Annotated in this window: 21 protein-coding genes; 17 read left to right on the top strand and 4 right to left on the bottom strand. The window is 41.3% G+C overall.

Going from position 1 to position 24,635, the window contains the following annotated elements:
- Positions 1-99: 99 nt before the first annotated feature.
- A complete protein-coding gene (locus NQT69_RS05255) occupies positions 100-1,239 on the bottom strand; it encodes a PQQ-dependent sugar dehydrogenase (RefSeq protein WP_256826622.1) in 1,140 nt (379 codons plus the stop codon).
- 382 nt (positions 1,240-1,621) lie between these two features.
- On the opposite strand from NQT69_RS05255, the gene NQT69_RS05250 reads away from it, so the two are divergent.
- The 5 genes from NQT69_RS05250 (at position 1,622) to NQT69_RS05230 (ending at position 5,144) form a co-directional block, all read left to right on the top strand.
- Complete coding sequence (locus NQT69_RS05250; RefSeq protein ID WP_256826621.1) at positions 1,622-3,364, top strand: potassium/proton antiporter; 1,743 nt, start codon at positions 1,622-1,624, stop codon at positions 3,362-3,364.
- 70 nt (positions 3,365-3,434) lie between these two features.
- Positions 3,435-3,941 (top strand): DUF3087 domain-containing protein, encoded by a 507-nt coding sequence (locus tag NQT69_RS05245; RefSeq protein ID WP_256826620.1) that lies wholly within the window; start codon positions 3,435-3,437, stop codon positions 3,939-3,941.
- A gap of 63 nt (positions 3,942-4,004) precedes the next feature.
- Positions 4,005-4,202: a TIGR02450 family Trp-rich protein gene (locus tag NQT69_RS05240; RefSeq protein ID WP_256826619.1), complete on the top strand. Its 198-nt coding sequence runs from the start codon at positions 4,005-4,007 to the stop codon at positions 4,200-4,202.
- 58 nt (positions 4,203-4,260) lie between these two features.
- On the top strand, positions 4,261-4,680 hold the full coding sequence (locus tag NQT69_RS05235) for a tetratricopeptide repeat protein (protein ID WP_256826618.1): 420 nt from the start codon (positions 4,261-4,263) through the stop codon (positions 4,678-4,680).
- Positions 4,681-4,694: 14 nt separating this feature from the next.
- A complete protein-coding gene (locus NQT69_RS05230) occupies positions 4,695-5,144 on the top strand; it encodes a low molecular weight protein-tyrosine-phosphatase (protein WP_256826617.1) in 450 nt (149 codons plus the stop codon).
- Positions 5,145-5,177: 33 nt separating this feature from the next.
- Here NQT69_RS05230 and NQT69_RS05225 read toward each other — a convergent pair whose 3' ends face one another.
- Positions 5,178-6,260 (bottom strand): energy transducer TonB, encoded by a 1,083-nt coding sequence (locus NQT69_RS05225; RefSeq protein WP_256826616.1) that lies wholly within the window; start codon positions 6,258-6,260, stop codon positions 5,178-5,180.
- 237 nt (positions 6,261-6,497) lie between these two features.
- Here NQT69_RS05225 and NQT69_RS05220 point away from each other — a divergent pair, with 237 nt between their 5' ends.
- From NQT69_RS05220 to csrA, 6 genes are all read left to right on the top strand, one after another.
- On the top strand, positions 6,498-7,121 hold the full coding sequence (locus tag NQT69_RS05220; RefSeq protein WP_256826615.1) for a GTP cyclohydrolase II: 624 nt from the start codon (positions 6,498-6,500) through the stop codon (positions 7,119-7,121).
- A gap of 78 nt (positions 7,122-7,199) precedes the next feature.
- Complete coding sequence (locus NQT69_RS05215) at positions 7,200-7,985, top strand: BPSS1780 family membrane protein (RefSeq protein WP_256826614.1); 786 nt, start codon at positions 7,200-7,202, stop codon at positions 7,983-7,985.
- 8 nt (positions 7,986-7,993) lie between these two features.
- Positions 7,994-8,446, top strand: a complete 453-nt coding sequence (locus NQT69_RS05210) for a regulatory protein RecX (RefSeq protein ID WP_256826613.1) — start codon at positions 7,994-7,996, stop codon at positions 8,444-8,446.
- A 19-nt stretch (positions 8,447-8,465) separates the two neighbouring features.
- Entirely contained in the window at positions 8,466-11,066 is a 2,601-nt protein-coding gene (alaS, locus tag NQT69_RS05205; RefSeq protein ID WP_256826612.1) for an alanine--tRNA ligase, read from the top strand.
- A 6-nt stretch (positions 11,067-11,072) separates the two neighbouring features.
- Positions 11,073-12,290 carry an aspartate kinase gene (locus NQT69_RS05200; RefSeq protein WP_256826611.1) on the top strand — a complete coding sequence of 406 codons (1,218 nt, stop codon included), beginning with the start codon at positions 11,073-11,075 and terminating at the stop codon, positions 12,288-12,290.
- 89 nt (positions 12,291-12,379) lie between these two features.
- On the top strand, positions 12,380-12,571 hold the full coding sequence (gene csrA / locus NQT69_RS05195; RefSeq protein ID WP_004587515.1) for a carbon storage regulator CsrA: 192 nt from the start codon (positions 12,380-12,382) through the stop codon (positions 12,569-12,571).
- Positions 12,572-12,605: 34 nt separating this feature from the next.
- Here the strand turns inward: csrA and NQT69_RS05190 are convergent, their stop codons facing one another.
- Positions 12,606-13,073 (bottom strand): YcxB family protein, encoded by a 468-nt coding sequence (locus NQT69_RS05190; RefSeq protein WP_256826610.1) that lies wholly within the window; start codon positions 13,071-13,073, stop codon positions 12,606-12,608.
- A 122-nt stretch (positions 13,074-13,195) separates the two neighbouring features.
- Between NQT69_RS05190 and NQT69_RS05185 the strand changes: the two genes are divergently transcribed.
- Positions 13,196-14,170, top strand: coding sequence for a hypothetical protein (locus tag NQT69_RS05185; RefSeq protein ID WP_256826609.1), 975 nt, complete (start codon positions 13,196-13,198; stop codon positions 14,168-14,170).
- Positions 14,171-14,183: 13 nt separating this feature from the next.
- Here the strand turns inward: NQT69_RS05185 and barA are convergent, their stop codons facing one another.
- A complete protein-coding gene (barA, locus tag NQT69_RS05180; RefSeq protein WP_256826608.1) occupies positions 14,184-16,949 on the bottom strand; it encodes a two-component sensor histidine kinase BarA in 2,766 nt (921 codons plus the stop codon).
- Positions 16,950-17,047: 98 nt separating this feature from the next.
- Here barA and rlmD point away from each other — a divergent pair, with 98 nt between their 5' ends.
- The 5 genes from rlmD (at position 17,048) to eno (ending at position 24,548) form a co-directional block, all read left to right on the top strand.
- Positions 17,048-18,373, top strand: a complete 1,326-nt coding sequence (gene rlmD / locus NQT69_RS05175; RefSeq protein WP_256826607.1) for a 23S rRNA (uracil(1939)-C(5))-methyltransferase RlmD — start codon at positions 17,048-17,050, stop codon at positions 18,371-18,373.
- 8 nt (positions 18,374-18,381) lie between these two features.
- A complete protein-coding gene (gene relA / locus NQT69_RS05170) occupies positions 18,382-20,538 on the top strand; it encodes a GTP diphosphokinase (RefSeq protein ID WP_256826606.1) in 2,157 nt (718 codons plus the stop codon).
- A gap of 8 nt (positions 20,539-20,546) precedes the next feature.
- A complete protein-coding gene (gene mazG, locus NQT69_RS05165) occupies positions 20,547-21,347 on the top strand; it encodes a nucleoside triphosphate pyrophosphohydrolase (RefSeq protein WP_256826605.1) in 801 nt (266 codons plus the stop codon).
- A 160-nt stretch (positions 21,348-21,507) separates the two neighbouring features.
- Positions 21,508-23,142: a CTP synthase gene (locus NQT69_RS05160; RefSeq protein WP_256826604.1), complete on the top strand. Its 1,635-nt coding sequence runs from the start codon at positions 21,508-21,510 to the stop codon at positions 23,140-23,142.
- 107 nt (positions 23,143-23,249) lie between these two features.
- Positions 23,250-24,548, top strand: coding sequence for a phosphopyruvate hydratase (eno, locus tag NQT69_RS05155; protein WP_256826603.1), 1,299 nt, complete (start codon positions 23,250-23,252; stop codon positions 24,546-24,548).
- Positions 24,549-24,635: the final 87 nt, after the last annotated feature.

Raw genomic sequence — 24,635 nt, 5'->3', positions numbered from 1 at the left:
AAGTAATTTCCTTATTTTAATACCATATTGCGCAGCCCGCAGCCCGCAGCCCGCAGCCCGCAGCCCGCAGCCCGCAGCCCGCAGCCGAACTTAGAACCGCTATGCCTTCGGTACTATGCGGTAGATACCCATACCGTCAATGCCTAGATATATATCACCATTAGGGTGAGTGGCAATACTGCGTACGCGGCCAGCGCCTTCAAACAGTTTACTGTGACCCGTAACCTTGTTGCCATCAAGCTCAACGAGCACTAAGTGGGCAAACTTCATTGCACCAACAAGCACATGACCTTGCCACTGCGGGTATTTGCTACTAGTAACAAACTGCATACCAGAAGGCGCGATAGACGGCACCCATACCCAGTCAGGCTGCTCCATTCCTTCGCGGCTGGTTTCATCAGTGATTTTGGTGCCAATGTAATTGATACCATGGGTGATCACCGGCCAACCATAGTTTGCACCAGCTTTGACTATATTGATTTCATCACCACCGCGGGGGCCGTGTTCATGGCTCCAAATTGCGCCTGTTTCTGGATGCATAGCCATACCTTGTGGGTTTCTATGGCCGTATGAATATATGCTTTTACGAGCGTTTGATTGATTTACAAATGGGTTTGATTCTGGAATTGAACCATCGCTATTAATACGGTGAATTTTACCCGCATCATATTCAAGGCTTTGTGGGTGTACATCACGTTTGCCGCGATCACCAATAGAAAAATATAAATAACCGTCGTTATCAAACTCAATACGTGAGCCATAGTGCTTGGTTGCCGTGGTATTGGGTGAACCATCAAATAGTAATTGCGTATTCACCAGCGCCATGTCTTTTAATTGTGCGCGCATGATTGACGTATTGTAGCCTTCTTCATCCCCTTCATAGCCAGAGTATGAAAAGTAAATCCAACCGTTGTCGCTAAAATTAGGATCAAGCTCAATATCTAGCAAGCCACCTTGCCCCTGCGCATGCACTTTAGGCACACCAGTGATTTTTTGTTCTAGCAATTTGCCATCACGAATCAGTCTAAGTTCACCTGAACGGTCTGTTACTAATAAATCTTGTTCGTTAAGCCAAGCCATTCCCCACGGAATTTGAATCCCTTTGGCGATTAATTCAAGTTCATAGTTATCAGCACTGGCGGCCACTGGGATAGTTTGTTCGGTTTGCTGCGCACACGCTTGCAAGCTGGTGAAACCAATGAGGCTGATGATTAAGCTAGTACAAAAAGACTTTTTCATGATGACTCCAATTTTTAAAATACGATGTTAATAGCCTAGCGTGTTCTAAGTAAAATTGTTATTAACTTTCATTAAAGTGCGACTACTTATGAAAAATGTAAGATAAATAACGGGAAAACACCGCGCTGGAGTGTAGGAGCTGAGCTTGCTGGCGCGTGTGGCTGGCTTCAGCTACGAATGTTTGCATAAGCGAGCCTCTATAATTAATAACGTACTGTTGAGTAAACATGTGGTAAATTAAAAAGGGGTGAAATTCATTTAAGTTTTTGCTGGTTTATTTAAACTTTCATTTAGCTGTTTTATTAGGTTGTTGTATTTTATGTTAAAGTTATAGAGCTTTAGTCGTCTTCATTTCTATTTATACAAGGTATAAATTCACACTATGTTTGTTATTGATAATATCATTCTGCTCAGTGCCGTATTAATTTTATTGGGGGTCATTTCGAGTAAGTTATCGGCTCGAGTTGGCCTTCCCGTTCTCGTTTTATTTTTATTAGTGGGCATGCTCGCAGGTGAAGATGGTATTGCCGGTATTTCATTTGATAATGCAGAAGCTGCCCATGCGCTTGGTACGCTTGCGCTTGCTATTATTTTGTTTGATGGTGGCTTACAAACACCGATAGGGTCAATTAAACAGGTTTGGAAACCTGCATCAGCGCTGGCAACGGTGGGGGTGCTTTTCACTGCAATTATTACCGGGTTAGTTGCTACCTATATTTTGCAGTTACCTGTATTACAGGGGATTTTACTCGGGGCTATTGTTGGCTCTACTGATGCCGCGGCGGTATTTGCGTTATTACGAAGTGCGGGTATTCACTTAAATAAAAAGCTTAAATCGACCCTTGAAATTGAAAGTGCTTCAAATGATCCCATGGCCATTTTTTTAACGATTGGTTTGCTTGAAGTGCTCGTTAACGAAATGAAGCTGGGTGCTGAGTTGTTGCTATTGTTTGTGCAACAAATGGGAATAGGTGCGCTGTGTGGTGTGCTTATTGGTAAGCTCGCGGTGTGGCTTGTTAATAGAATTAAACTCAATACCTCTGGCTTGTATTTGGTGATGGTAACGGCATTTGGTTTGTTGTCGTTTGGTCTGTCGGCCACCTTAGGCGGTAGCGGCTTTTTAGCTGTATTTATTACCGGTGTCATTTTAGGGAATAGCGAATTTGTTTATAAACGCGGCATCTTTTTGTTTCATGATGGCTTAGCGTGGCTTGGCCAAATTACCATGTTCGTGGTGCTTGGCTTATTGATAAACCCTTCATCATTAGTGGATGTTTGGCTAGAAGGTTTACTTATTGCGTTGGCACTTATTTTTATCGCCAGACCTCTTGCGGTCGCGCCTATTTTAAAGCTATTTGGCTTTAACAATAAAGAAACGATATTTGTTTCATGGGTTGGTTTGCGTGGTTCAGTGCCTATTATTTTGGCAATCTTTCCATTACTTTTTGGCCTTACGGGTGCAGAGCTGATTTTTAATGTGGTGTTTTTCGTTGTATTAATATCAGCGACGCTGCAAGGTGCAACAATGCCATGGATTGCAAACAAATTAGGCTTAGTTGAAGCGCCGCCGATGCATGCTGCGGCTAAATTGGAGATCACTGCGCTTAATGAAATCGATATTGAGATTGTCGAATATACACTCAGTGATGAATCACGTGTTGTCGGGCGACGTTTATCAAGAGCTGCACTACCCGAAAGCGTTGTGGTGGCGATGATAACCCGTGGTAGCTCCACGATTCCTCCTAGAGGTTCAACTATTTTAAAGTCGCAAGATCATTTGTTTGTGGTACTTAAACCTAAAAATAGGCCGTTTGTTGACTTAGTTTTTGCAGCCACTGATGAAACTCATCAAGAAGATAATCACCTTTCTAAAAATGAGCTCAGAGTAAAAGGTGTTACTTTAGTGGGTGATATTTATTATTCATACAACATGAAAATAGACGCGCCAGAAAATGTGAGTTTAGAAGAGTTAATAAACGAGCAACTCGATGAGCCACTGCGTAAAGGTGCGACACTGGTGATTAATAATGTGCAATTGCGCGTCATTACCATGGTTAACACCCGCATAGTAACAATTGGTTTAAAATACATCAGTGAAAAAAGTAAAGAGATTACAGTTAATTAGGCAAGTACTAAAAGCGAGTATGATTAGTTACAATGGCTTGTTATTTTTGTTTTTACTTTATTAGGCAGTTATGCAACTTATACAAATAGATAAAGCGCGTTATCGCAAACACTTAAACCGCGTCATTATTGGCTGTGGTTTAGCTTTAGCCGCAGGTAGCTTAGCTATTTCGCAAACTTTAATTGCGTTATTTCCAGATGAAAGTGGCAGCCATTTTCATTGGAACTTGTTAGGTGTGGTGGTAACGAGTTTAGCAATTGCGTATTTACTCAATAAATACCGTAAACATGATTATATGACTGAAGTGGTGTATGTGTGGGAGCTGAAACAAGCGCTCAATAAAATCACCCGTAAAATGCCGAAACTTAAAGCCGCTGGACGTGAAGGTGATGCTAATGCATTACTTGCTATTCATTATAGCTACGCCGGCTCGCGGCTGTTATGGCAGCTTGACGATAACACGATTACTATGGACGAGTTGGCTATTAAGCAAACTGAGCTTGATAGCGTTGCAGAAAAGTTTAACTTAACGTTAAACGCAGATGATTACGATGAAGCAATTCTAAAACAATATTAATGAACTCTATTAACGCTATAAGCGTATGTTTAATTAAATTAACATACGCTTATAGTGCTGAACATGAATAAAATAACCCCTAAAAAATTGCTCAACAGTAAATGGACAGCGGTATCTCCTATCAATAAAGACAAACATTTTATGATCACAGAGATGGAGTTTGATGAAGAAGGCCATGTTATCCATTGTGAGATAGAAGCGGTTATGTCTAAACGCACGCAGCTTATCGATTGGCAACAATTAAAAGATCAACACAGCTAGTTACAAGGTTGGAAGTGATAAGTTATGATAAAGTTCTTATCCATAAAAGGCTGTAAACATGATGAATACTAAGCTGTACAAAGTGGTACTTAATTTAGCCGGTGAGCTTGTTGATGCGGCGCAAAGAAAAGATCAAAAACGTTTTGATAGGCTTTACTCTCAGCTAAATACACTGTGTTTAGAGAACGAAAATACGCCTAAAGATCACCCTGTACAGTGGGAAACATTGGCCGATTTTACTGATGAATTTGCTGATGCAGTTACGCTTTATGAAAAGGCATTAGTAAAGGCAACCGCAATTAATGCAAAAGACTATATGTCGTCTATAAGTTATTCATTAGCCACCATGCACATTGAATTGGGGCAAACAGACGCTGCAATTACCGCGCTTGAGAATGCCAAAATAAGCGCTAATAAAATTGCAGATAAAGAACTTAAAAGCGAAATCGATGAGTTATTGAATGATCTTAAACGTTAATCAAGGACAAAACTGTGAAAAAAGTGCTGGTGGTGTGTTTAGGTAATATTTGTCGCTCTCCAACAGCAGAGGCTGTTTTACGCGCAAAAGCAAAACAGAGAAATATTGATATTGATATCGACTCGGCCGGGACTGCGGCGTATCACTGCGGTAATCCACCAGATAAACGCTCTCAATCGGCGGCTTTAAAACGAGGTTATTCATTTAAAGGGATCCATGCCCGACAAGTCGAGCAGGGTGATTTTGATTATTTTGATTTAATTTTAGCTGCGGATCGACAAAATTTAGCGGACTTAAATGCTCTTTGCCCTGTGCATTTGCAATATAAATTAGCTTTATTCCTAAGCTATAGCGACAGTGATATTGAAGAAATACCCGACCCTTATTACGGTGGCGCTAATGGCTTTGAGCAGGTGCTTGATTTAATTGAAGGTGCCAGTGAGAAATTACTCGATAGTTTATAAAGATAGCCCTAGTTAGGGCTATCATTTGATAGCTTAACTGCCAATTTTAAAATCAAGTTGCACTTTAGAGCTTGCAACCACGGCTTGCCCATTTTCAAATTTAGGTGCGTAGCGCCACTTTTCCATGGCCTTTACTGCTTCTTTTTCAAAGGCTGTTCCGCCTTTAGATTTAATTACCTCTATATTTTCAACAAAGCCTGCCTTACTCACATCAAAGCGCATTTGAACGTAGCCGTCTCGTCTTTGTTTTGCTTTGTTCATTGGGTACTCGGGAGGCTCGCGATAAAGGGGCGTTTGTTCTTGGTCTTCTTTCCACGGTACCATTTTAGCAATGGCGATACAGTGTTCTGTGGCTTCGTCACTTCGGCCTTCTTTTTCATAAAGGTAAACAAGTTTAGAGTGCGCAGAGAGTTCTGCTTGGTGATCAAAACTAAGCTCTTTATCAAACACATTCACGACTCGGTTTAGTCGTTCGATTGCTTTGTTATATTGCCTTTTACCTTGTGCGAATGCAGCAACTAAAAAGTCTGCTTTTATGCGTTCAACTGAGTTCTCGGGTAAGTTTTGTGTGTAATACTCGTCTGCTTGTTCTAAGTAATCCTGTGCTGTACGGTACTTACTGCCTCGGTAGTTATAGGCTAAGTCTTTTGCGGCACTGATTTTTAGGTCTGCAGCTAGCTTTGGAAGATTTTGCTTTTCAGCGAGCTCAATAACTTGATCATATAAATCTACAGCGCTGTGTGCAGAGGGAGCGCTATTGGCCATGCCAGACAAAGAATCAACAAGCTCTAAACTTGTCGCATTATAATTACTTAGCAAAATTTCGTAAGCGCTGTTAAATAGCTGGTAACGCTTAGCTTTAAGCTCTTTCGTGGTATTTTTTAACTCATTGGCGTAGTTAACCGCTAAGTTGGCAGTGTTATTTGATTGCGGACCATAGACTTCTTTACCCAATACATAGGCTTGCTCAGCAAAAGGAAGTGCATTTTCAGCGGATTCTTGGGCGGTTAAGTAGGCTTGGTAGGCGCTTTTAAATTGCGTGGTTAAGCTCTCGTCAGCCAGCGCATAGCTGTTATAAGCAAGGCTGAGGCAGAGCACTAATGAAGCTGCTTTCATAATAATCCTTATTATCGTGTTAGAAAACCAGCCTATCAAATAGGGACGTGTTTGTCGCTAAATTTTAGCAAACGTTTGTTTGAAACTCGTATCTTTAGGTGGTTCGGGTATAATACTTGAATTGTAGGTTACCGCCTCAATATAGTTACCACTTATTGCGATGAACTTAATTAATGTTATTTTTGTGATATTATCACATTTGCAGTATCGCATTTACTTTATAAATTTGGATTTGTCGTGGCGCAAGTAAGAGCTAGAGTCCAGCTTAATGTTGGCAAAAACAGTGATATCCCCGCAGAAATAATTTCTTTCAGCGGTTTAAATGATGGCCAAGAGCACGTTGCTTTGGTGTTTAATAATGCAGATAGCGAGCAATCAGTTCCGCTAATTCGTATGCATTCAGAGTGTTTAACGGGTGATGTTTTTCATTCATCGCGCTGCGATTGCGGAGAGCAGCTCAATGAATGTATCGAAATGATGCATGAGCAAGGCGGTATTTTACTTTATTTACGCCAAGAAGGCCGAGGCATTGGTTTATATAATAAAATTGATGCTTACGTGTTGCAGTCGCAAGGTATGAACACCTACGAAGCAAATAACCATTTAGGTTTTGCTGATGACTTACGTGATTTTTCAGATGCCGTATTAATGCTTGAAGCGATGAATTTAAAGCATGTGAAATTAATGACCAATAACCCTAAAAAGCTCAATGCCCTAAAAGATGCGGGTATTGAGGTTGATTCGGTTATTGGCACTCATGCTCATATTAAGGCTGGTGTTGCTGGTAATAAATCTTACCTAGAAACCAAAATTAAACACGGCGCGCATATGTTAGATATAAAGAAGATTAAAAAACCGTAGTTTTACAGTCTCGCCCCTGTAATCCCATTAAGCGCCGAGTTATACTCGGCGTGTTTTGTTGTTAACTAAAGAGCACGTATGTCAATCGAGTTACGAGTATTTAAAGCTGAAGCGGGAGTTAAGTGGTTTAAAGCCGGCTGGCTTATATTTAAAACCCAACCTCTGACGTTTATTTTTATGCACTTATTTATTGGTGTAGTTGGCTTATTGTCATTATTTTTGCCATTTCTGCAAATTATTGCAGCCCTTGCAACGCCGTTTTTAACGGCGGGTTTTTACCAAGCGGTACTCACGAAACAGCAGGGTGGTAAAATTATGCTGGCAGATATCCTTAAGCCTTTTTCGGCTAAAGGTAATCGTCTTGGCTTACTGCGTTTAGCACTTTATCAAATGGCCGCAGGTGTATTAATGGCGTTGTTAGCAAATGGCTTGTTTGCTGAGGCGGTCGCTATTATGAGCAACCCTAATATTGACCCCAATCTTGCTTTACAACAAGTGATAGAGAGTATCTCTATGGCTAACTTAGTGCTGTTTTTATTAGCTGTTTCATTTTACCTAACGGCGTTTGCCTATGCCGTACCGCTGGTTTACTTTAATCAACAAAAGCGTATTTTTGATGTGCTGAAAAGTTCATTGTTAGTGTTTTATCATAATATGGCGGCATTGAGTGTTTATGGTGCTATTTGTGCTGTATTTATGGTGATATCTGCGTTTTTAACCTTCTTACCGCTGTTGGTTTTAATGCCAATTTGCTACATTAGCTTTTTTGTTTCATATCAGGCTATTTTTATGCCCGTTGTGCCGCCTGCAGGAAATGAACCTGCTGCGCCGCAAAATAACGACACTGGGCGTTTTGACGCTTAATGATACAAATGGATGAAGCGGTAAAAAAGAAGTTAAAGAATTACGTACTATGGTTACTTGGGCGGCAAGAGTATTCACGCCGCGAACTAACTAAAAAATTACAGCAAAAAGAGGCAACTCCTGAGTTTATTGAAGCTTTATTAGATTGGTGTGAAGAGCACAATTTTATTAATGAGCAACGATATGTAGAAGGGTTTGTTCGCCGTCAAATTGCTAAAAAGCATGGTTTAAAGCGTATACAAAGCGAAGCCATGGCAAAGGGAATTGATAGAGCCTTGCTCAGTACAATTGTTGAAACAATGGAAATAGATTGGTTTCAACTGGCGCAGGATGCGTATTTAAAAAAGTATTCAAATGCACAGAACGATTTCGACTACAAAGAAAAAGCAAAGCGTACGCGCTATTTAATGTATCGAGGGTTCAGTTACGAACAAATAGATTTTGCAATGCAAGCACAGTAAAAATGGGTGAGACTTTCAAATGCAGCACATGACTACCGCACAGATCAGGCAACAGTTTTTAGACTTTTTTGCCTCTAAACAACACCAAATTGTTCCATCAAGTTCGCTTATTCCGGGCAACGATGCGACGTTATTATTTAATAATGCCGGTATGGTGCAATTTAAAGATGTATTTTTAGGCGCAGAAAGCCGTCCTTACAATCGTGCAACCAGCTCTCAACGCTGTGTACGTGCCGGTGGTAAGCATAACGATTTAGAAAACGTGGGTTATACCGCGCGCCACCATACATTTTTTGAAATGTTAGGTAACTTCAGTTTTGGTGATTATTTTAAACAAGACGCGATTAAGTTTGCGTGGCAGTTTTTAACTGAGGTTGTAAAACTTCCACAAGAAAAGCTGCTGGTTACTATTTATCATACTGATGAGGAAGCATTCGATTATTGGTCGAAAGACATTGGCTTACCAAGCGAACGCATCATTCGCATTGATACATCTGATAACTTTTGGTCGATGGGTGACACGGGTCCATGTGGTCCATGCTCTGAAATATTTTATGATCACGGCGAAGAAATTTGGGGTGGTCCTCCGGGCTCTCCAGAAGAAGATGGTGACCGTTTTATCGAAATTTGGAACTTGGTATTTATGCAATATAACCGTCAAAGCGACGGCACTATGGAGCCACTACCAAAGCAGTCTGTTGATACCGGCATGGGCCTTGAGCGAATTGCTGCTATTTTACAAGGCGTGCATTCAAACTACGAAATCGATTTATTCCAAGGTTTAATTAAAGCCGCCGCTGAAGTAACCAATGCTAAAGATATGGACGATAAGTCTTTACGCGTAGTTGCGGATCATATTCGTTCATGTGCATTTTTAATCTCAGACGGTGTTATGCCTTCAAATGAAGGCCGTGGTTATGTACTACGCCGTATTATTCGTCGTGCTGTTCGCCACGGTAACAAGTTAGGTGCCCAAGGCGCATTTTTCTATAAATTGGTTGCCGCGTTAATTGAGCAAATGGGACAAGCGTATCCTGAGCTTGCTAAGCAGCAAGAAATTATCGAAAAAGTGCTACGTATTGAAGAAGAACAGTTTGGCAAAACGCTTGAGCGTGGTTTAGCTATTTTAGAAGACAGCTTAACTAATTTAACTGGCGATGTGATCCCCGGCGAGCTAGTGTTTAAACTTTACGATACTTATGGTTTCCCTGCTGACTTAACGGCTGATGTGGCTCGTGAACGCTTTATGACCATTGACGAAAAAGGCTTCCAAGAGTGCATGGACGTACAGCGTAAAACGGCTCAGCAAGCAGGTAAGTTTGGTGCCGACTACAATCAGCAATTAAAGTCTGATAAACACACTGACTTTAAAGGGTACGATGCGACTCATTACAGTGGCACTGTGATTGAAATGTTTGCCCAAGGTGAATCAGTGTCTGTGCTTGAAGATGGCCAACAAGGCATTGTCGTTCTAGATCGCACACCGTTTTATGCAGAATCTGGTGGCCAAGTGGGTGATACCGGCACATTGACTGTGGCTGGTGGTGAATTTACAGTAACGAATACTACTAAACTAGGTAACGCATTTGCTCATCACGGTACTGTGATGGGGCGTATTGGTGTCAATGACAAGGTTGAAGCAAACATCGATGACGCCCGTCGCGAGCGTATTAAAAAGAATCACACAGCAACGCACATTTTGCACGAAGCATTACGCCAATTATTAGGTGAGCATGTATCGCAAAAAGGTTCATTAGTTGACCCTGAGCGTTTACGTTTTGACTTCTCGCATTTTGAAGCCGTAACAAAAGATGAACTTCGCGAAATAGAACGTGTGGTTAATGACGAAATTCGTCGCAACTTTGCGCTTGAAACTGAGCTTATGGCGATTGATGATGCTAAAGCAAAAGGTGCAATGGCATTATTTGGTGAAAAATACGATGACGAAGTACGCGTAGTAACAATTGGCGATTATTCAATCGAGCTTTGTGGTGGTACACACGTTAACCGCGCTGGTGATATTGGCCTATTCAAAATTGTATCAGAGAGTGGTATTGCAGCGGGTGTTCGCCGTATTGAAGCTGTGACCGGTGCTGATGCCATTGCGTATGTGAATGAGCAAGAGCAGCACTTAAATGATGTGGCCGCGCTTGTTAAAGGTGATAGTGCATCAGTGCTTGAAAAAGTGACTGCATTACTTGAAAAGTCTAAAGGCCTTGAAAAGCAAATCGCACAACTTAACGATAAACTAGCGAGTGCAGCTGGCGCATCGTTACTTGACTCTGTTGTTGAAATCAATGGCGTTAAATTATTGGTTGCTAATGTTGAAGGGACAGAATCAAAAGCGCTACGTGGCATGGTTGATGACCTTAAAAACAAGATTGGCTCAGGTGTTATTGCTTTAGGTGTTGCTGATGGCGCTAAAGTAAGCCTTATTGCCGGTGTGACCAAAGATTTAACTGGTAAAGTAAAAGCCGGTGAGCTGGTAAACCATATGGCATCGCAAGTCGGTGGTAAAGGTGGTGGTCGTCCAGATATGGCACAGGCTGGTGGTTCACAGCCACAGAACCTAAGTGCAGCGCTAGATAGTGTAACATCATGGTTGACTGAGCGCGTATAAGCTTACGTGGCGCTTATTGTTCAAAAGTTCGGTGGTACTTCGGTTGGCTCAATTGAGCGAATCGAAGCTGTCGCCGACCTTGTTGTGAAAACCAAACAACAAGGACATCAAGTGGTGGTGGTACTCTCTGCAATGTCAGGGGAGACCAACCGCCTTATTAATCTTGCTAAACAAATCGATGCTCGTCCGAGCAGCCGTGAACTCGACGTTCTTCTAACCACAGGTGAGCAAGTATCAGTTGCTTTACTTGCCATGGCGATTATTAAACGTGGGCACTCTGCAGTGAGTTTACTGGCTGACCAAGTTAATATTCAAACTGATAATATGTTTGGTAAAGCCCGTATTACCGATGTGGCTGCGACACGTTTAAAGCATGAACTTGAGCATAATCGTATTGCGATAATTGCTGGCTTTCAGGGCCGTGATATCGAGGGAAATATAACCACGCTAGGGCGTGGTGGCACAGATACATCAGCAGTCGAAATTGCCGGTGCTATTGGGGCTGACGAGTGTCAAATTTATACTGATGTTGATGGGGTGTATACCACTGATCCGCGCATTGAACCCAAAGCGCGACGTATGAGTCAGGTCACTTTTGAAGAGATGCTCGAAATGGCCAGTTTGGGAGCTAAAGTGTTACATATTCGCTGTGTTGAAGCTGCCGGCAAATATAATATCCCCGTTCGCGTTTTATCTAGTTTTAACCCCGATCAAGGTACCTTGATTAGTTTTGAGCAAACCGAGATGAAAAACAATGTAGTATCAGGAATAGCCTTTAATCGTGATGAAAGCTTGATCGAGATCAAAAGTGTGCCAAACGGAACACAATATTTAGCCGCTATATTGAAACTTTTTGCAAATAATGGCATCGAAATAGACATGATTAATCAAGTTAATCATAACTTTGAAAAAATAGACTATGCTTTTACTGTACACAGCAATGATTTTGAACAAGCGCTTGAAGTATTGCATGACAACCACCATATTATTAGTAGTACCGAAGTTTCTGGTTGTAATGCTGTGGCAAAAGTTTCAGCTGTTGGTGTAGGTATGAAGTCCCACTCTAGTGTGGCAAGTTTATTTTTTGATGCACTTGCTCAAGAAAATATTAAAGTGTTGTTAGTATCAACCTCTGAGATAAAAATATCAGTTTTGATCGATGAAAAATATTTAGAGCTAGCAGTTCGTGCATTACACAGAGTTTTTTTAACAGAAAATGAATAGAAATAGAGTTTTTACTTACTTTTAAGGTTTATTTTCTTTAAGATACGAACGCGGAATCTTTTAATTTATTGGAATATGGGAGCAAGAGAATGCTAATACTAACTCGTCGAGTAGGTGAAACCCTAATGATTGGTGACGAAGTAACAGTCACTGTACTAGGTGTTAAAGGAAATCAGGTACGTATTGGTGTAAATGCACCTAAAGACGTTTCAGTACACCGTGAAGAAATTTACATGCGTATTCAAGCTGAAAAGTCTAACCCTAATCCGGGCAATGCTTAATCAACATATCAATTAAATTGATATAGAAGAGCCGCTATTTAGCGGCTCTTTTTTTTATGTAGTTTATAGCGTCATCACTCAATACACTGTTTGATATGTATTGCATACCTTGTTTGCTTTTCAGCAAAATGCCTCGTGAAGTAAAAATAACCTCATCAATTTGTTGCCATGTTATTTGATAACTTTTATGTGGGTTTTCACTGCTAAAACCTTGCTCATCGATTGTCAGCGTAGCTTGCGAACCAGAAGCACGGCTCAACATTTGCCTTGTTACCCACCACGGTCTGCGATAGTAAAAGGCGACGCATTCAAGAACAGCTGCCATAATCATAAAGTTACCTAGGTAGTGTTGTTCTAGCGCATAAATCGAAATTAAGCCTAAGCTAATTAAGAGCACTAAAAAAGCATATTTAGGTTTGGCCTGTGCACTGTAAGGCAGTGACTCATCGAAACATTCGTAGAAGTAGGGCTTATCAAGCGTGTAGCTGGTGGTAAATTGCATAATAGGGCTGTTAATAATAACGGTTGCGCTATTTTAACAAGACTGAGCAAAAAAAGCCGTTTCTTTTATCTGTCATTATGAGATGGTTTAATAGAGAGAGCTTAGGTTTATAAGGAGTTAATATGTTAGCTGTTTTTAGTATGATTCAGGTTTTATCTGTAGGGGCGCTATCAAGCGTTGAAGCCACATCATCTCCTGCCACAGTTAATGAGTTTTTAGTTATTGCTGATATGCCTTATACCCCAATCGATACCGCTAATTTAACAGCCGGTGGAATACTCGCCAAAAAGATAACGCAAACCCCTCATGGATTTTTAATGCACTTAGGCGATATAAAAGCCGGTTCACAACCTTGTGCAGATGAATTACTGAAGCGTAATAAACAGTTACTAACAGGGCTGACAGAGCAGCCATTTATTTATACACCCGGTGATAATGAATGGACAGATTGCGATCGTGAGAATCTTCAACCTCGTTTTGATGAACTTGAAAGGCTCACCTTTATAAAAAACCTGATGTATTCAACTGAATATCAGCAACGAGCAAAACAATTGACAGGTTATAAAACCCAGCCTGAAATGCGTGAGAATGCCCGCTGGCAGTTTGCCGGTGTGGAATTTATGACCTTGCATATACCTGGTACCCATAATGGTCGTAGGCAGGTGTTGCTAACAGATAAAGCGCAAGCGAACAACGCCGCGGCGCAACGAGATGAGCGCAACTTGGCGTGGTTAGCGGCAGCAGATCCAGAAGCTAAAGGGTATGTTATTGGTTTTCAGGCTGATATTTATAGCCATGGCACCAGCCAGAGCGCATGCAGTGCAACGGTCGTCAGCAACTGTGATGGCTTTAAAGTTTATCGTGATGCTATCGCGCAGTTTGCAAAAATGGTAGCAAAACCCGTTTTGGTGATGCATGGTGATACAGGTCCTAATTGCCAGCAGCAACTTAGTGATAATCTCACTCGTTTAAACGCCCCAGGTGATTATATGGTGAGTGATATAGCACGGGTTGCTATTCAAGCCCATGAAGGCAGCGTAAGTTGGCATATCAGCAGCTTAAAAACTGCTGAGCCTTTAACTCGGGAGTGCCGTTAGGTAAACCTAAGCGTTATTGTTCAGCCATGCCAGCATCTTTCATTAAGTTTTCAAGCTCATCTTGTAATTCAAACAATTCAGGCTCGATATAACTTAAGTCGCAGTCACCTTTTAAGGCGGTTTCTAATGCTTCGGCTAGCTTTTTCAGCTTTGGAACGCCCGTGTAACAGCATGCGCCGTGAAACTTATGAATAATACTCAGCACGTGTTCGCAATCTTGGCTTTGTATCGCTTCGTCTAATAAACGCAGTGTTTCAGGTACGCTTAATAGCAGCATATTCAGCATTTCAAGGGCCAACTCATGTTTGCCTCCAGCGCGTTGCATCGCGAGTGACCAATCTAAAGAGCTGCTGTTAAAAGGCGGTTCATAGTTCGCTTGCTCTTGACGGCTCTTATCACGCTTTAGCGGGGATTTTGGGCTGTGATCACTGATGATCTGTTTAAGCATATCCTCGTCAATAGGCTTGGTTAAATACCCTTTGAAGCCATCTTTTATTAACTGTTCTTTTTCGCCAGCTAACGCATGCGCGGTTACGGCTATGATGGGTGTATCTTCGTTTAAGGATGATTCGCGAATAAGCTTACACGCTGTAATACCATCCATAATTGGCATTTGAATATCCATAAAAATAATATCGTACTTATGGCTTTTACTTAAACTATACGCTTGTGAGCCATTATGTGCGGTATCAATCATTTCAATTTGTTCTTCGAGTAAAGTACAAATTAATTTTAAGTTGGCATCATTATCATCAACCACTAACACTTTTAGTGGTAGGAGTTTTTCGTCAGATTCTTCAATATTATGCACAGGGTGATCAAGACGATAGGGCGCGGCCAATACTTCACATAATTTACGATGGTTTAATGGTTTGCTTAAACAAGCATCAGCGCCACTGCCAATGTATGCTTCGCGCATGCTGTGTGACACAGTATTAAGCATTAGGTAGAGATAATCAGTAGATTCACGTGCTGCTTTTATATAGCTTTTCAGCCGCTGCATTTCATCAACTGAAGCAACATGGCCGATAATACAAATATCGTAATTAAAGTCTTTTTTCACTTCTTCTAAAAAGCTTTCTTCATTAAAGCAGCCGGTAACTTGAGTGTGCCATTCATTTAATAACGACACGACGGCTTGATGAGTGTGTTCGTGTGGCTCGAGATATAATATGCGTTTATTGGCCAGTGATTTACTTGGTAAATCGCTGTTGTAACCATGGCTCGGTAAGTTAAATACGCCATTAAAGGTAAAGCAGGTGCCGTGGCCTGGGGCTGAGTTTAGCGTTATACGGCCTCCCATCGCCTCAACGATGTGTTTTGTTATGATAAGACCCAGACCTGTGCCACCAAACTTACGGGTTATACTTGAATCAGCTTGGCCAAACGGGGTAAATAGCGCGTCTTGCTTGTCCATAGGAATACCCACACCGGTGTCGGTGACAGACACTAAAATAGATGTGCGCTCTTCATCAAGTAAGCGATGTCCAACATCAATCTTTATGGCCCCTTTTTCAGTGAACTTGATAGCGTTACTGATCAGGTTTATTAGTACTTGCTTAAAGCGAGTTGGGTCGCCGGTAATGTTATCTGGCACTTGCGAGTTAATGTAAATCGACAACTCAAGCTGCTTTTCATCTGCGCTGGGAGCTAATAATGTGAGCACTTCATTGATGTTATCACGCAATTGAAATTGGATAGACTCAAGCTCCATGGCACCGGCTTCTAATTTAGAAAAATCTAAAATGTCGCTAATGATTGTCATCAAGCTATTAGCTGAAAGCTCTATGGTATCAAGGTAATCTTTTTGATGTTTATTCAGCGGCGTTTTATGCAACTGACGCGTAAAGCCGATCACACCGTTTAATGGGGTTCTTAATTCGTGACTCATTTTTGCTAAAAAGTCAGATTTCACACGGTTTGCATCTTGAGCATCTGTTTTGGCAATATTGAGCTGAATATTCTGCATCTCGTACATTTCTAACGATTCGCGTAAATCGCTGGTAGCTTGGTCGATATGCTTTTGCATTTCGTCTTTTTGCATCACCATGGTATCTGAAATGGTATTTAAACCCTGACGCAATAATTCAAATTCGCCCATCATTGGTGTGTTTAAACCAGTTTCTCTTTTACCCTCTGTTAGTTTGTCGGTTGCAAGTACTAACTTATTAAGAGGGGTCATAAACATCCGACTTAATCGTATGGCAAGAATCACAGCCAATAACAACGCAAAAATGATCACGATACCACTAACTAACAGCGCTCTTTGCTGGCCTATAATGGCTTGATCTTTATTCAGCTGGACAACAACAGTACCTATCGAAGCTTGAAATGTAGCATCGTTCCAATGCGCTTGAGGTGTTGAGTGATTAATGACAGGCGTATAAAACGTAATAAAGTCATTATTTTGAATCACTTTAGTCGATTTATCTGAGTTTATGTGTTGGCTCAACATTAAATCATCAAAATCGCGATGATAATTACTGGTCAATACTAATTGTGCATTGGCATCAAAAATAGCAATGGTTTTAATTGCCGGAGAGTGCTTGTTGTGGGCATGGCTAATCAACCTATTTAGCTGCTGCTTATTATTAACCAGCAAAGGTTGTTCAATTGCGATAGATAAAGGTTCGGAAATAGTCGTACCTTGTTGATATAATATTTCATCAAGCTCAAAGTAACGATTTATTGTAAAATAGCCGCCGAGTATTAATCCGATTAAAACTGTAGGGATCAATGTGAGTGTTAAAACTGAGTCGCGCAAACCAAGTTTAGTCATAGAGTAAACGTTGTTATCATTTTTAGTTATCTAAGAGTATATACTTATAAGCGAGTAATCAATCTTGCCCGTTAAATCAATATTTAAGGTGTTGCCCGATGGCACAGTTTTTTCAAGCTAAAAAAAAGACCCTGTCAGGGCAAGCCGTTTCACTGACCGTTACAGGCATGGATCACCAAGGGCGAGGAATAGCCAAACACAAAAATAAAGTATGCTTTGTCAGCGGGGCGTTAAGCAACGAAATAGTTAAAGCTAAATTAACCGAAGATAAAGCACGCTACTGTACAGCAAAAATATTAAAAGTTGAGCAAGCCAGTGATGCCAGAGTAAAACCATTTTGTGAGCATTATCATCAATGCGGCGGCTGTCAGTTGCAACATTTACGGTTAGACCAGCAATTGGTGGAAAAGCAAATAGCGGTTAGTCAATTGTTTGCTAAGTTTGCAAAACTTGACGATATGGCATGGCAACAACCTTTACTGAGTGAATCTAGCCATTATCGCCGTAGCGCCCGGTTAGCCGTTATGTATGATAAAGCGGCCAAACGCATGCGTGTAGGATACAGAGCGCAAAACTCGAAACAGATAGTAAGTATTAACAAATGCCCCGTGTTAAGCCAGGTTTTTGATGATGTATTTAGTCAGTTTGATACGCTTTTAAATAGCCACCACGAATTACGCAGTGTAAGTCACATTCAGTTATGCCAAGCAGATGAACAAAACTTTGTTATCTTGCGTCATACCAAAACAATCAGTGAATCGCTCAAACAAACCATTATTGAAATTGGTTTAGCACAACAATGGCAAGTTATTTTCCAAGGTGAAAGTCACCTTATTGAGCATGACCATTTACCAATGCCGTTTTATCGCTTACCAACACAACAGTTAAAGTTTGAATTTGGATTAGAAAACTTTATTCAAGTTAACGCCAAAGTTAATCAAGCAATGCTAACTCAAGCCGTTGACTGGCTTAATTTAAATGGTGACGAGCAGGTGCTTGATCTGTTCTGTGGTATCGGTAACTTCTCTTTAGTGGTGGCTAAATGTGCAAAAAATGTGATTGGTGTCGAAGGTGTGTCATCAGCGGTTGCAATGGCACGGCAAAATGCGCAAACTAACCAAATAGCGAATGCGCAATTTCATTGTTTTGATTTAACTCAAACAATTGAGCAGGCACCGTGGTTTAGTAAAGAGCTAGATGTTTTGTTGCTAGACCCTTCTCGTACCGGTGCATTAGCAATTTTAGAGCAACTGCCGCTTAAGCAATTTAAGACGATTTTATATGTATCTTGCGATCCTGTTACTTTAGCCCGTGACAGTGCAATTATTTCGCAAGCAGGATTTTCACTGCAAAAAATAGGGTTGATGAATATGTTTCCACATACCGGGCATATTGAAACAATGGCGTTATTTCAACGGAGGTAGAGCGCAACATGGTAGCTACGAGACAGTCACACCAGCAAGAAAAGCCGGTAGATTTTAGCACCCGACTAGATTTGTTAGCAGTCGCACAAGAAAAACGTGAGCTATTAATTCAAGCAAATAGTTTATGTGCCGCATTACCTGATCAACAGCACCAAATTATGGCTATGGAGATGGTTGAAATTTTGGTGGAGATGAATCTGGATGCCGATACTTTGGCAACTGCTTATATTACGCCTTATTTTTTAGCTGATTTAGTCTCTATTGATACCGTGACTGAGGTGATGGGCGAGCATGTTGCAACATTACTAACCGGTGTAGCGCAAATGGCTACCATTAGTACATTAGCTCATCAAGGTAATGGCACTGTGCAAGTGGATAATATTCGTCGCATGTTATTAGCCATGGTTGAAGATGTGAGAGCTGTGGTTATCAAGCTTGCAGAGCAAGTGTGCCATTTACGCGAATTAAAAAATGCCAGCGAAGAAGAGCGTGTTATTGCCGCTAAAGAAACAGCCGATATTTTTGCGCCACTTGCAAACCGCTTAGGTATTGGGCAATTAAAGTGGGAGCTAGAAGATCTTTCTTTTCGTTACCTTCACCCTGATTTATATAAAAGTATTGCCAAACAATTAGACGATAAACGCCTTGGTCGTGAAGCGTATATGGCAGATATGGTTGAGCAAGTAAAAACCAAGCTTGAACAAGTGGGTATTCAAGCCGAGGTATATGGTCGACCAAAGCATATCTACAGCATTTACAAAAAAATGGCGCAAAAGAACTACGAATTTGATCAACTTTTTGATATTCGTGCGATGCGTATTGTGGTTGATGAATTGCAGGACTGCTACGGTGCACTAGGTATTGTGCATACCAATTGGCGTCATCTTAATAAAGAATTTGATGATTACGTGGCAACACCAAAACAAAATGGCTATCAATCTATTCATACTGTGGTGTTTGGCCCTGAAGGGAAAACCGTTGAAATTCAAATTCGTACTCACGCCATGCACCAAGATGCCGAGCTGGGCGTTGCGGCGCACTGGATGTACAAAGAAGGCGCATTACCTGGGCGTGGCTCAGGGTATGAACAAAAGATCAGCTGGTTGCGTAAGTTACTTCAGTGGCAAGAAGAAGTGGTTGATGGCAGTGATTTAGCTGACGAACTTAAAAACCAAGTGGTCGAAGACCGCGTGTATGTATTTACCCCACGTGGCGATATTTTTGACCTACCACTGGGCGCAACGCCTCTTGATTTTGCCTATTACATTCATTCAAATGTTGGGCATCGCTGCATTGGCGCAAAGGTGTTTGGTAAAATAGTGCCGTTTACCCACCAATTGAGCACGGGGGATCAGGTTGAAATTCTTACTCAAAAGCAACCTAATCCGAGCCGTGATTGGTTAAACCCATCTCTTGGTTATATTAAATCATCACGAGCGCGAGCGAAAATTCATCATTGGTTTAAACAACTTGATCGCGATAAAAACTTAAGCGCTGGTAAAGAGATTTTAGATAATGAACTGCAAAAACTTGAGCTGACATATAAAGAGCTTGAACCTGCCATTGCACGGTATAACTTTAAAGAGCTTGATGACTTACTCGTTGCTATTGGTGCGGGGGATGTACGTTTAAACCAGTTGCTTAACTTTATAACTGACCGTACTGATGATGAACCGGTTATTCGTTTTAAAAACCCAACCAAAATGAGCGGGGATAAAAACGGCATAGTGGTTGATGGCGTAGGCAGTTTAATGAGTCACGTTGCTAAGTGTTGTCGCCCAGTACCGGGTGAGCAGATTATTGGTTATATCACTCAAGGGCGGGGGATCGCTGTTCACCGTAATGATTGTGACTCATTTAATAATTTAAAAAATAATCACCCAGAACGTGTCATTGCCGTTAGTTGGTCTGATGAAATAAATGGTTCATATGCGCTAAGCATTAAAATAGAAGCCAGTGACAGGGCTGGACTTATACGTGATATTAGCTCAGTACTTGCGAATGAAAAAGTGAATGTATTGAACATGAATATGGAAACACTTGAAGACAGGCAGCTTGCTAAATTTACAATGCAAGTTGAAGTGCATGATTTATCAGGCACTAATCGTTTGTTATCAAAGCTGGATCAAATTGAAGGTGTTCACCAAGCTAAACGAGGTCAGTAGAGGGTTGTATGAGTAAGTCGGCCAGTGCATTACCTGAGTTATTAGCCATTATGGCTAAACTTCGCGATCCGCAAAACGGTTGTCCGTGGGATTTAAAGCAAGACTTTAAATCCATCGTGCCGCACACACTCGAAGAGGCTTATGAGGTGGCTGATTGTATTGAACGTGGTGATTTTACTGAGCTTAAAACTGAGCTGGGTGATTTACTGTTTCAGGTGATTTTTTATGCCCAGCTGGCCGCGGAGCAAAAACTCTTTGATTTTGAAGATGTAATTAGCGCATTAAATGATAAATTAGTGAGGCGCCATCCTCATGTTTTTGCCAGCAATAGCAAGTTATCCGAGCAACAGGTGGCACAGCAATGGCAAGCGATAAAAGCCCAAGAGCGCGCCACTAAGAACTCGGGTAACCCTCCTGCTTTATGGCAAGACATACCAGCAAACCTACCTGGGCTTAGTAAAGCCAAAAAAATTCAGCAGCGTGTGGCTGGGCTGGGTTTTGATTGGCCAAGTTACCATGGCGCACTAGAAAAAGTGGCTGAAGAAGTTGATGAAGTTAAAGAAGCCCTAGCAGTAGATCCATACTCAGCACACAGCGCAGAAGAAATTGGCGATTTGTTATTTGCTACTGTTAATGTGGCTCGTCATATAAAGCGAGATCCAGAACAATTACTTCGCAATGCCAATGATAAGTTTTCGGCGCGGTTTGAAAAAGTTCAGGCGTATTTACATGCACACGGACAATCGCTCGATACGGCAACCCTTGAAGAAATGGACGCTGCGTGGGATGAAATTAAAAAGCAACCGTAATATTGCAAATTAACACGGTTGTTTTTTGTGCGCTCAATTGCTAATTTCTGCTGGATTGATAGTGAGCCTTTTGCTATAATTTCGCCCCGTCTTGAACATATTCCAAAATCACTTGTTTGGGTATTATATTCCTTTTAATTCCTGATATTCTAGGGTTCGCATGAGTACAAAATTTATCTTCGTTACCGGCGGGGTTGTTTCTTCGTTGGGTAAAGGTATTGCAGCAGCATCGTTGGCAGCTATTTTAGAGGCCCGTGGTCTAAATGTTACCATTTTAAAGCTGGATCCTTACATCAACGTTGACCCAGGCACAATGAGCCCAATTCAACACGGTGAAGTATTTGTCACCGAAGACGGTGCAGAAACCGACCTTGATTTAGGTCACTATGAGCGTTTCATTCGTACCAAAATGACAAGCCGTAACAACTTCACACAAGGCCGTGTATATGAAGATGTACTACGTCGTGAACGTCGTGGTGAGTACCTTGGTGCAACTATTCAGGTAATCCCACATATTACCAACGATATTAAGCAACGTGTATATGATGGTGCTGAAGGCCATGATGTTGCCATCGTTGAAATTGGTGGTACGGTGGGTGATATTGAATCACAACCGTTCTTAGAAGCAATTCGTCAGCTTGGCACCGAAATTGGCCGTGAGCGCGCATTGTTTATTCACTTAACGCTAGTGCCATTCTTAGGCCCTGCAGGTGAAGTGAAAACTAAACCAACACAACACTCAGTTAAAGAGTTACGTTCGATTGGTATTCAACCAGATATCCTTATTTGTCGTTCTGATCGTAAGCTACCAAATAACGAGCGCGCTAAAATTGCACTTTTCACTAACGTTGAAGAGAAAGCCGTTATTTCGTTACCAGACGTTGACAGCATTTATAAAATTCCAGCGCTATTAAAGTCTCAAGAGCTTGATCACTTTGTATGCCGTCGTTTCCACCTAGAAGCGCCAGAGGCTGACTTAGTTGAGTGGGAACAAGTGCTGTATCAAGAGTCTAACCCGACGGGTGAAGTGACTATTGGTATGGTAGGTAAATACATTGAATTACCAGATGCTTATAAATCAGTAAACGAAGCACTTAAACATGCAGGCCTTAAAAATCGCTTAACGGTTAACATTGAATATGTTGACTCACAAGATCTTGAAAGCAAAGGCACTGAGTTACTTTCTCACCTAGATGCTATTTTGGTTCCAGGTGGTTTTGGTGGTCGTGGTGTTGAAGGTAAGATTCTAGCGGCTAAATACGCTCGCGAAAATAAAGTTCCTTACCTTGGTATTTGCTTAGGTATGCAAGTAGCACTTATTGAGTACGCACGTAATGTTGCAGGTTTAGAAGATGCTAACTCAACAGAGTTTAATACTAAATCTTCAGCGCCAGTAGTTGGCCTGATCACTGAGTGGTTAGACGCCGATGGTAAGATAGAAATACGTGATGAAGCATCAGATTTAGGCGGCACAATGCGCTTAGGTGCACAAAAATGTCACTTAACACCTGGCTCTAAAGTACATGAAGTGTATGGTAGCGATGAAATTGTTGAACGTCATCGTCACCGTTACGAAGTAAACAACAACTTTGTTGAGCAGCTTGAACAAGCTGGTTTAAGCTTTACTGGTTTATCAGAAGATAAAAAGCTTGTAGAAATCATTGAGAATAAAGATCACCCTTGGTTTATTGCCGCGCAATTCCACCCGGAATTCACGTCAACACCACGTGATGGTCACCCGCTATTTGAAGGGTTTGTTGCAGCTGCACATACTCATCAAAAAGCGTCATCGTAATGTGAATAAGCCGTGCTCTATGCACGGCTTATTTGTTTTAAAGCGGCGGTATTAAGGAAAATTAATAAAGCCGACAAACTCACCATTTTGGGAAAAGAGGAATCGAGATGTCAAATATCGTAAAAGTGATTGGTCGCGAAATTATGGATTCGCGTGGTAACCCTACTGTTGAAGCTGATGTACATTTAGCTGACGGTTCTTGGGGTCGCGCTGCTGCACCATCTGGTGCATCAACAGGTACTCGCGAAGCACTAGAGTTACGTGATGGTGATAAAGCACGTTATTTAGGTAAAGGTGTTTTAAAAGCAGTTGGTTTTATTAATAATGAAATCAATAGCGCATTAGAAGGCCAAAATGCATTAGAGCAAAGCACTGTTGACCAAGTAATGTTAGATTTAGATGGCACTGAAAATAAAGAAAAATTAGGTGCTAATGCTATTCTTGCTGTATCACTTGCAACTGCAAAAGCGGCTGCGCAATCGAAAAAAGTTGAGCTTTATGAACATATTGCTGACTTAAACGGTACGCCAGGTGTGTATTCTATGCCATTGCCAATGATGAACATCATCAATGGTGGTGAGCACGCTGATAACTCTGTTGATATTCAAGAGTTCATGATCCAACCTGTTGGCGCTGCTAACTTCCGTGAAGCACTACGCATGGGCGCTGAAGTATTCCACAGCCTTGCAAAAGTACTTAAAGCTGATGGCCACTCTACAGCAGTTGGTGATGAAGGTGGTTTTGCACCAAACCTTGAGTCTAACGAAGCTGCACTTGCTGCAATTAAAGTTGCTGTTGCGAATGCAGGCTATGAGCTTGGTAAAGACATTACCTTAGCACTCGATTGTGCTGCCTCTGAGTTTTACGACAAAGAAGCAAACATCTACGACCTTAAAGGTGAAGGTAAAAAGTTCACGTCAGAAGAGTTTAACTTATTCTTACAACAGCTTACTGAGCAATACCCAATTGTTTCTATCGAAGATGGCCTTGATGAGTCAGATTGGGATGGGTTCGCACATCAAACTAAATTAATGGGCGATAAAGTTCAGTTAGTAGGTGATGATTTATTTGTTACAAATACTAAGATTTTAAAGCGTGGTATCGACAACGGTATTGCTAACTCAATCTTAATTAAATTCAACCAAATTGGTTCATTAACTGAAACTTTAGCTGCGATTAAAATGGCTAAAGATGCAGGTTTCACAGCTGTTATCTCTCACCGCTCTGGTGAAACAGAAGATGCAACAATTGCTGATCTTGCTGTGGGTACTGCTGCAGGCCAAATAAAAACAGGTTCATTAAGCCGTTCTGATCGTGTTGCTAAGTACAACCAACTACTTCGTATTGAAGAAGTGCTAGGTTCTAAAGCACCATTTAACGGTTTAAAAGAAGTTAAAGGTCAGTAAGCTTTAGCTGCTGTTTTAAACTTTTAAAAATCCTCGCTCAGGCGGGGATTTTTGTTTTGTAGGCGTAATTTTACATTGTGCTTTTCA

The organism is Pseudoalteromonas shioyasakiensis (assembly GCF_024518675.1).
GTDB classification, from domain to species: Bacteria; Pseudomonadota; Gammaproteobacteria; order Enterobacterales; family Alteromonadaceae; genus Pseudoalteromonas; species Pseudoalteromonas shioyasakiensis_B.
Note: the sequence above shows the minus strand (reverse complement) of the source record. Positions and strands in the feature narration are given on the sequence as shown.

Excerpts from the sequence above, each read along its gene's own strand:
- NQT69_RS05190 (WP_256826610.1), bottom strand. The coding sequence starts at position 13,073 with ATGCAATTTACCACCAGCTACACGCTTGATAAGCCCTACTTCTACGAA.
- NQT69_RS05235 (WP_256826618.1), top strand. The coding sequence starts at position 4,261 with ATGATGAATACTAAGCTGTACAAAGTGGTACTTAATTTAGCCGGTGAG.
- mazG (WP_256826605.1), top strand. The coding sequence starts at position 20,547 with ATGAGTAAGTCGGCCAGTGCATTACCTGAGTTATTAGCCATTATGGCT.
- eno (WP_256826603.1), top strand. The coding sequence starts at position 23,250 with ATGTCAAATATCGTAAAAGTGATTGGTCGCGAAATTATGGATTCGCGT.
- NQT69_RS05245 (WP_256826620.1), top strand. The coding sequence starts at position 3,435 with ATGCAACTTATACAAATAGATAAAGCGCGTTATCGCAAACACTTAAAC.
- NQT69_RS05255 (WP_256826622.1), bottom strand. The coding sequence starts at position 1,239 with ATGAAAAAGTCTTTTTGTACTAGCTTAATCATCAGCCTCATTGGTTTC.
- NQT69_RS05185 (WP_256826609.1), top strand. The coding sequence starts at position 13,196 with ATGTTAGCTGTTTTTAGTATGATTCAGGTTTTATCTGTAGGGGCGCTA.
- relA (WP_256826606.1), top strand. The coding sequence starts at position 18,382 with ATGGTAGCTACGAGACAGTCACACCAGCAAGAAAAGCCGGTAGATTTT.
- NQT69_RS05210 (WP_256826613.1), top strand. The coding sequence starts at position 7,994 with ATGGATGAAGCGGTAAAAAAGAAGTTAAAGAATTACGTACTATGGTTA.
- NQT69_RS05225 (WP_256826616.1), bottom strand. The coding sequence starts at position 6,260 with ATGAAAGCAGCTTCATTAGTGCTCTGCCTCAGCCTTGCTTATAACAGC.
- csrA (WP_004587515.1), top strand. The coding sequence starts at position 12,380 with ATGCTAATACTAACTCGTCGAGTAGGTGAAACCCTAATGATTGGTGAC.
- NQT69_RS05250 (WP_256826621.1), top strand. The coding sequence starts at position 1,622 with ATGTTTGTTATTGATAATATCATTCTGCTCAGTGCCGTATTAATTTTA.
- rlmD (WP_256826607.1), top strand. The coding sequence starts at position 17,048 with ATGGCACAGTTTTTTCAAGCTAAAAAAAAGACCCTGTCAGGGCAAGCC.
- NQT69_RS05160 (WP_256826604.1), top strand. The coding sequence starts at position 21,508 with ATGAGTACAAAATTTATCTTCGTTACCGGCGGGGTTGTTTCTTCGTTG.
- alaS (WP_256826612.1), top strand. The coding sequence starts at position 8,466 with ATGCAGCACATGACTACCGCACAGATCAGGCAACAGTTTTTAGACTTT.
- barA (WP_256826608.1), bottom strand. The coding sequence starts at position 16,949 with ATGACTAAACTTGGTTTGCGCGACTCAGTTTTAACACTCACATTGATC.
- NQT69_RS05240 (WP_256826619.1), top strand. The coding sequence starts at position 4,005 with ATGAATAAAATAACCCCTAAAAAATTGCTCAACAGTAAATGGACAGCG.
- NQT69_RS05215 (WP_256826614.1), top strand. The coding sequence starts at position 7,200 with ATGTCAATCGAGTTACGAGTATTTAAAGCTGAAGCGGGAGTTAAGTGG.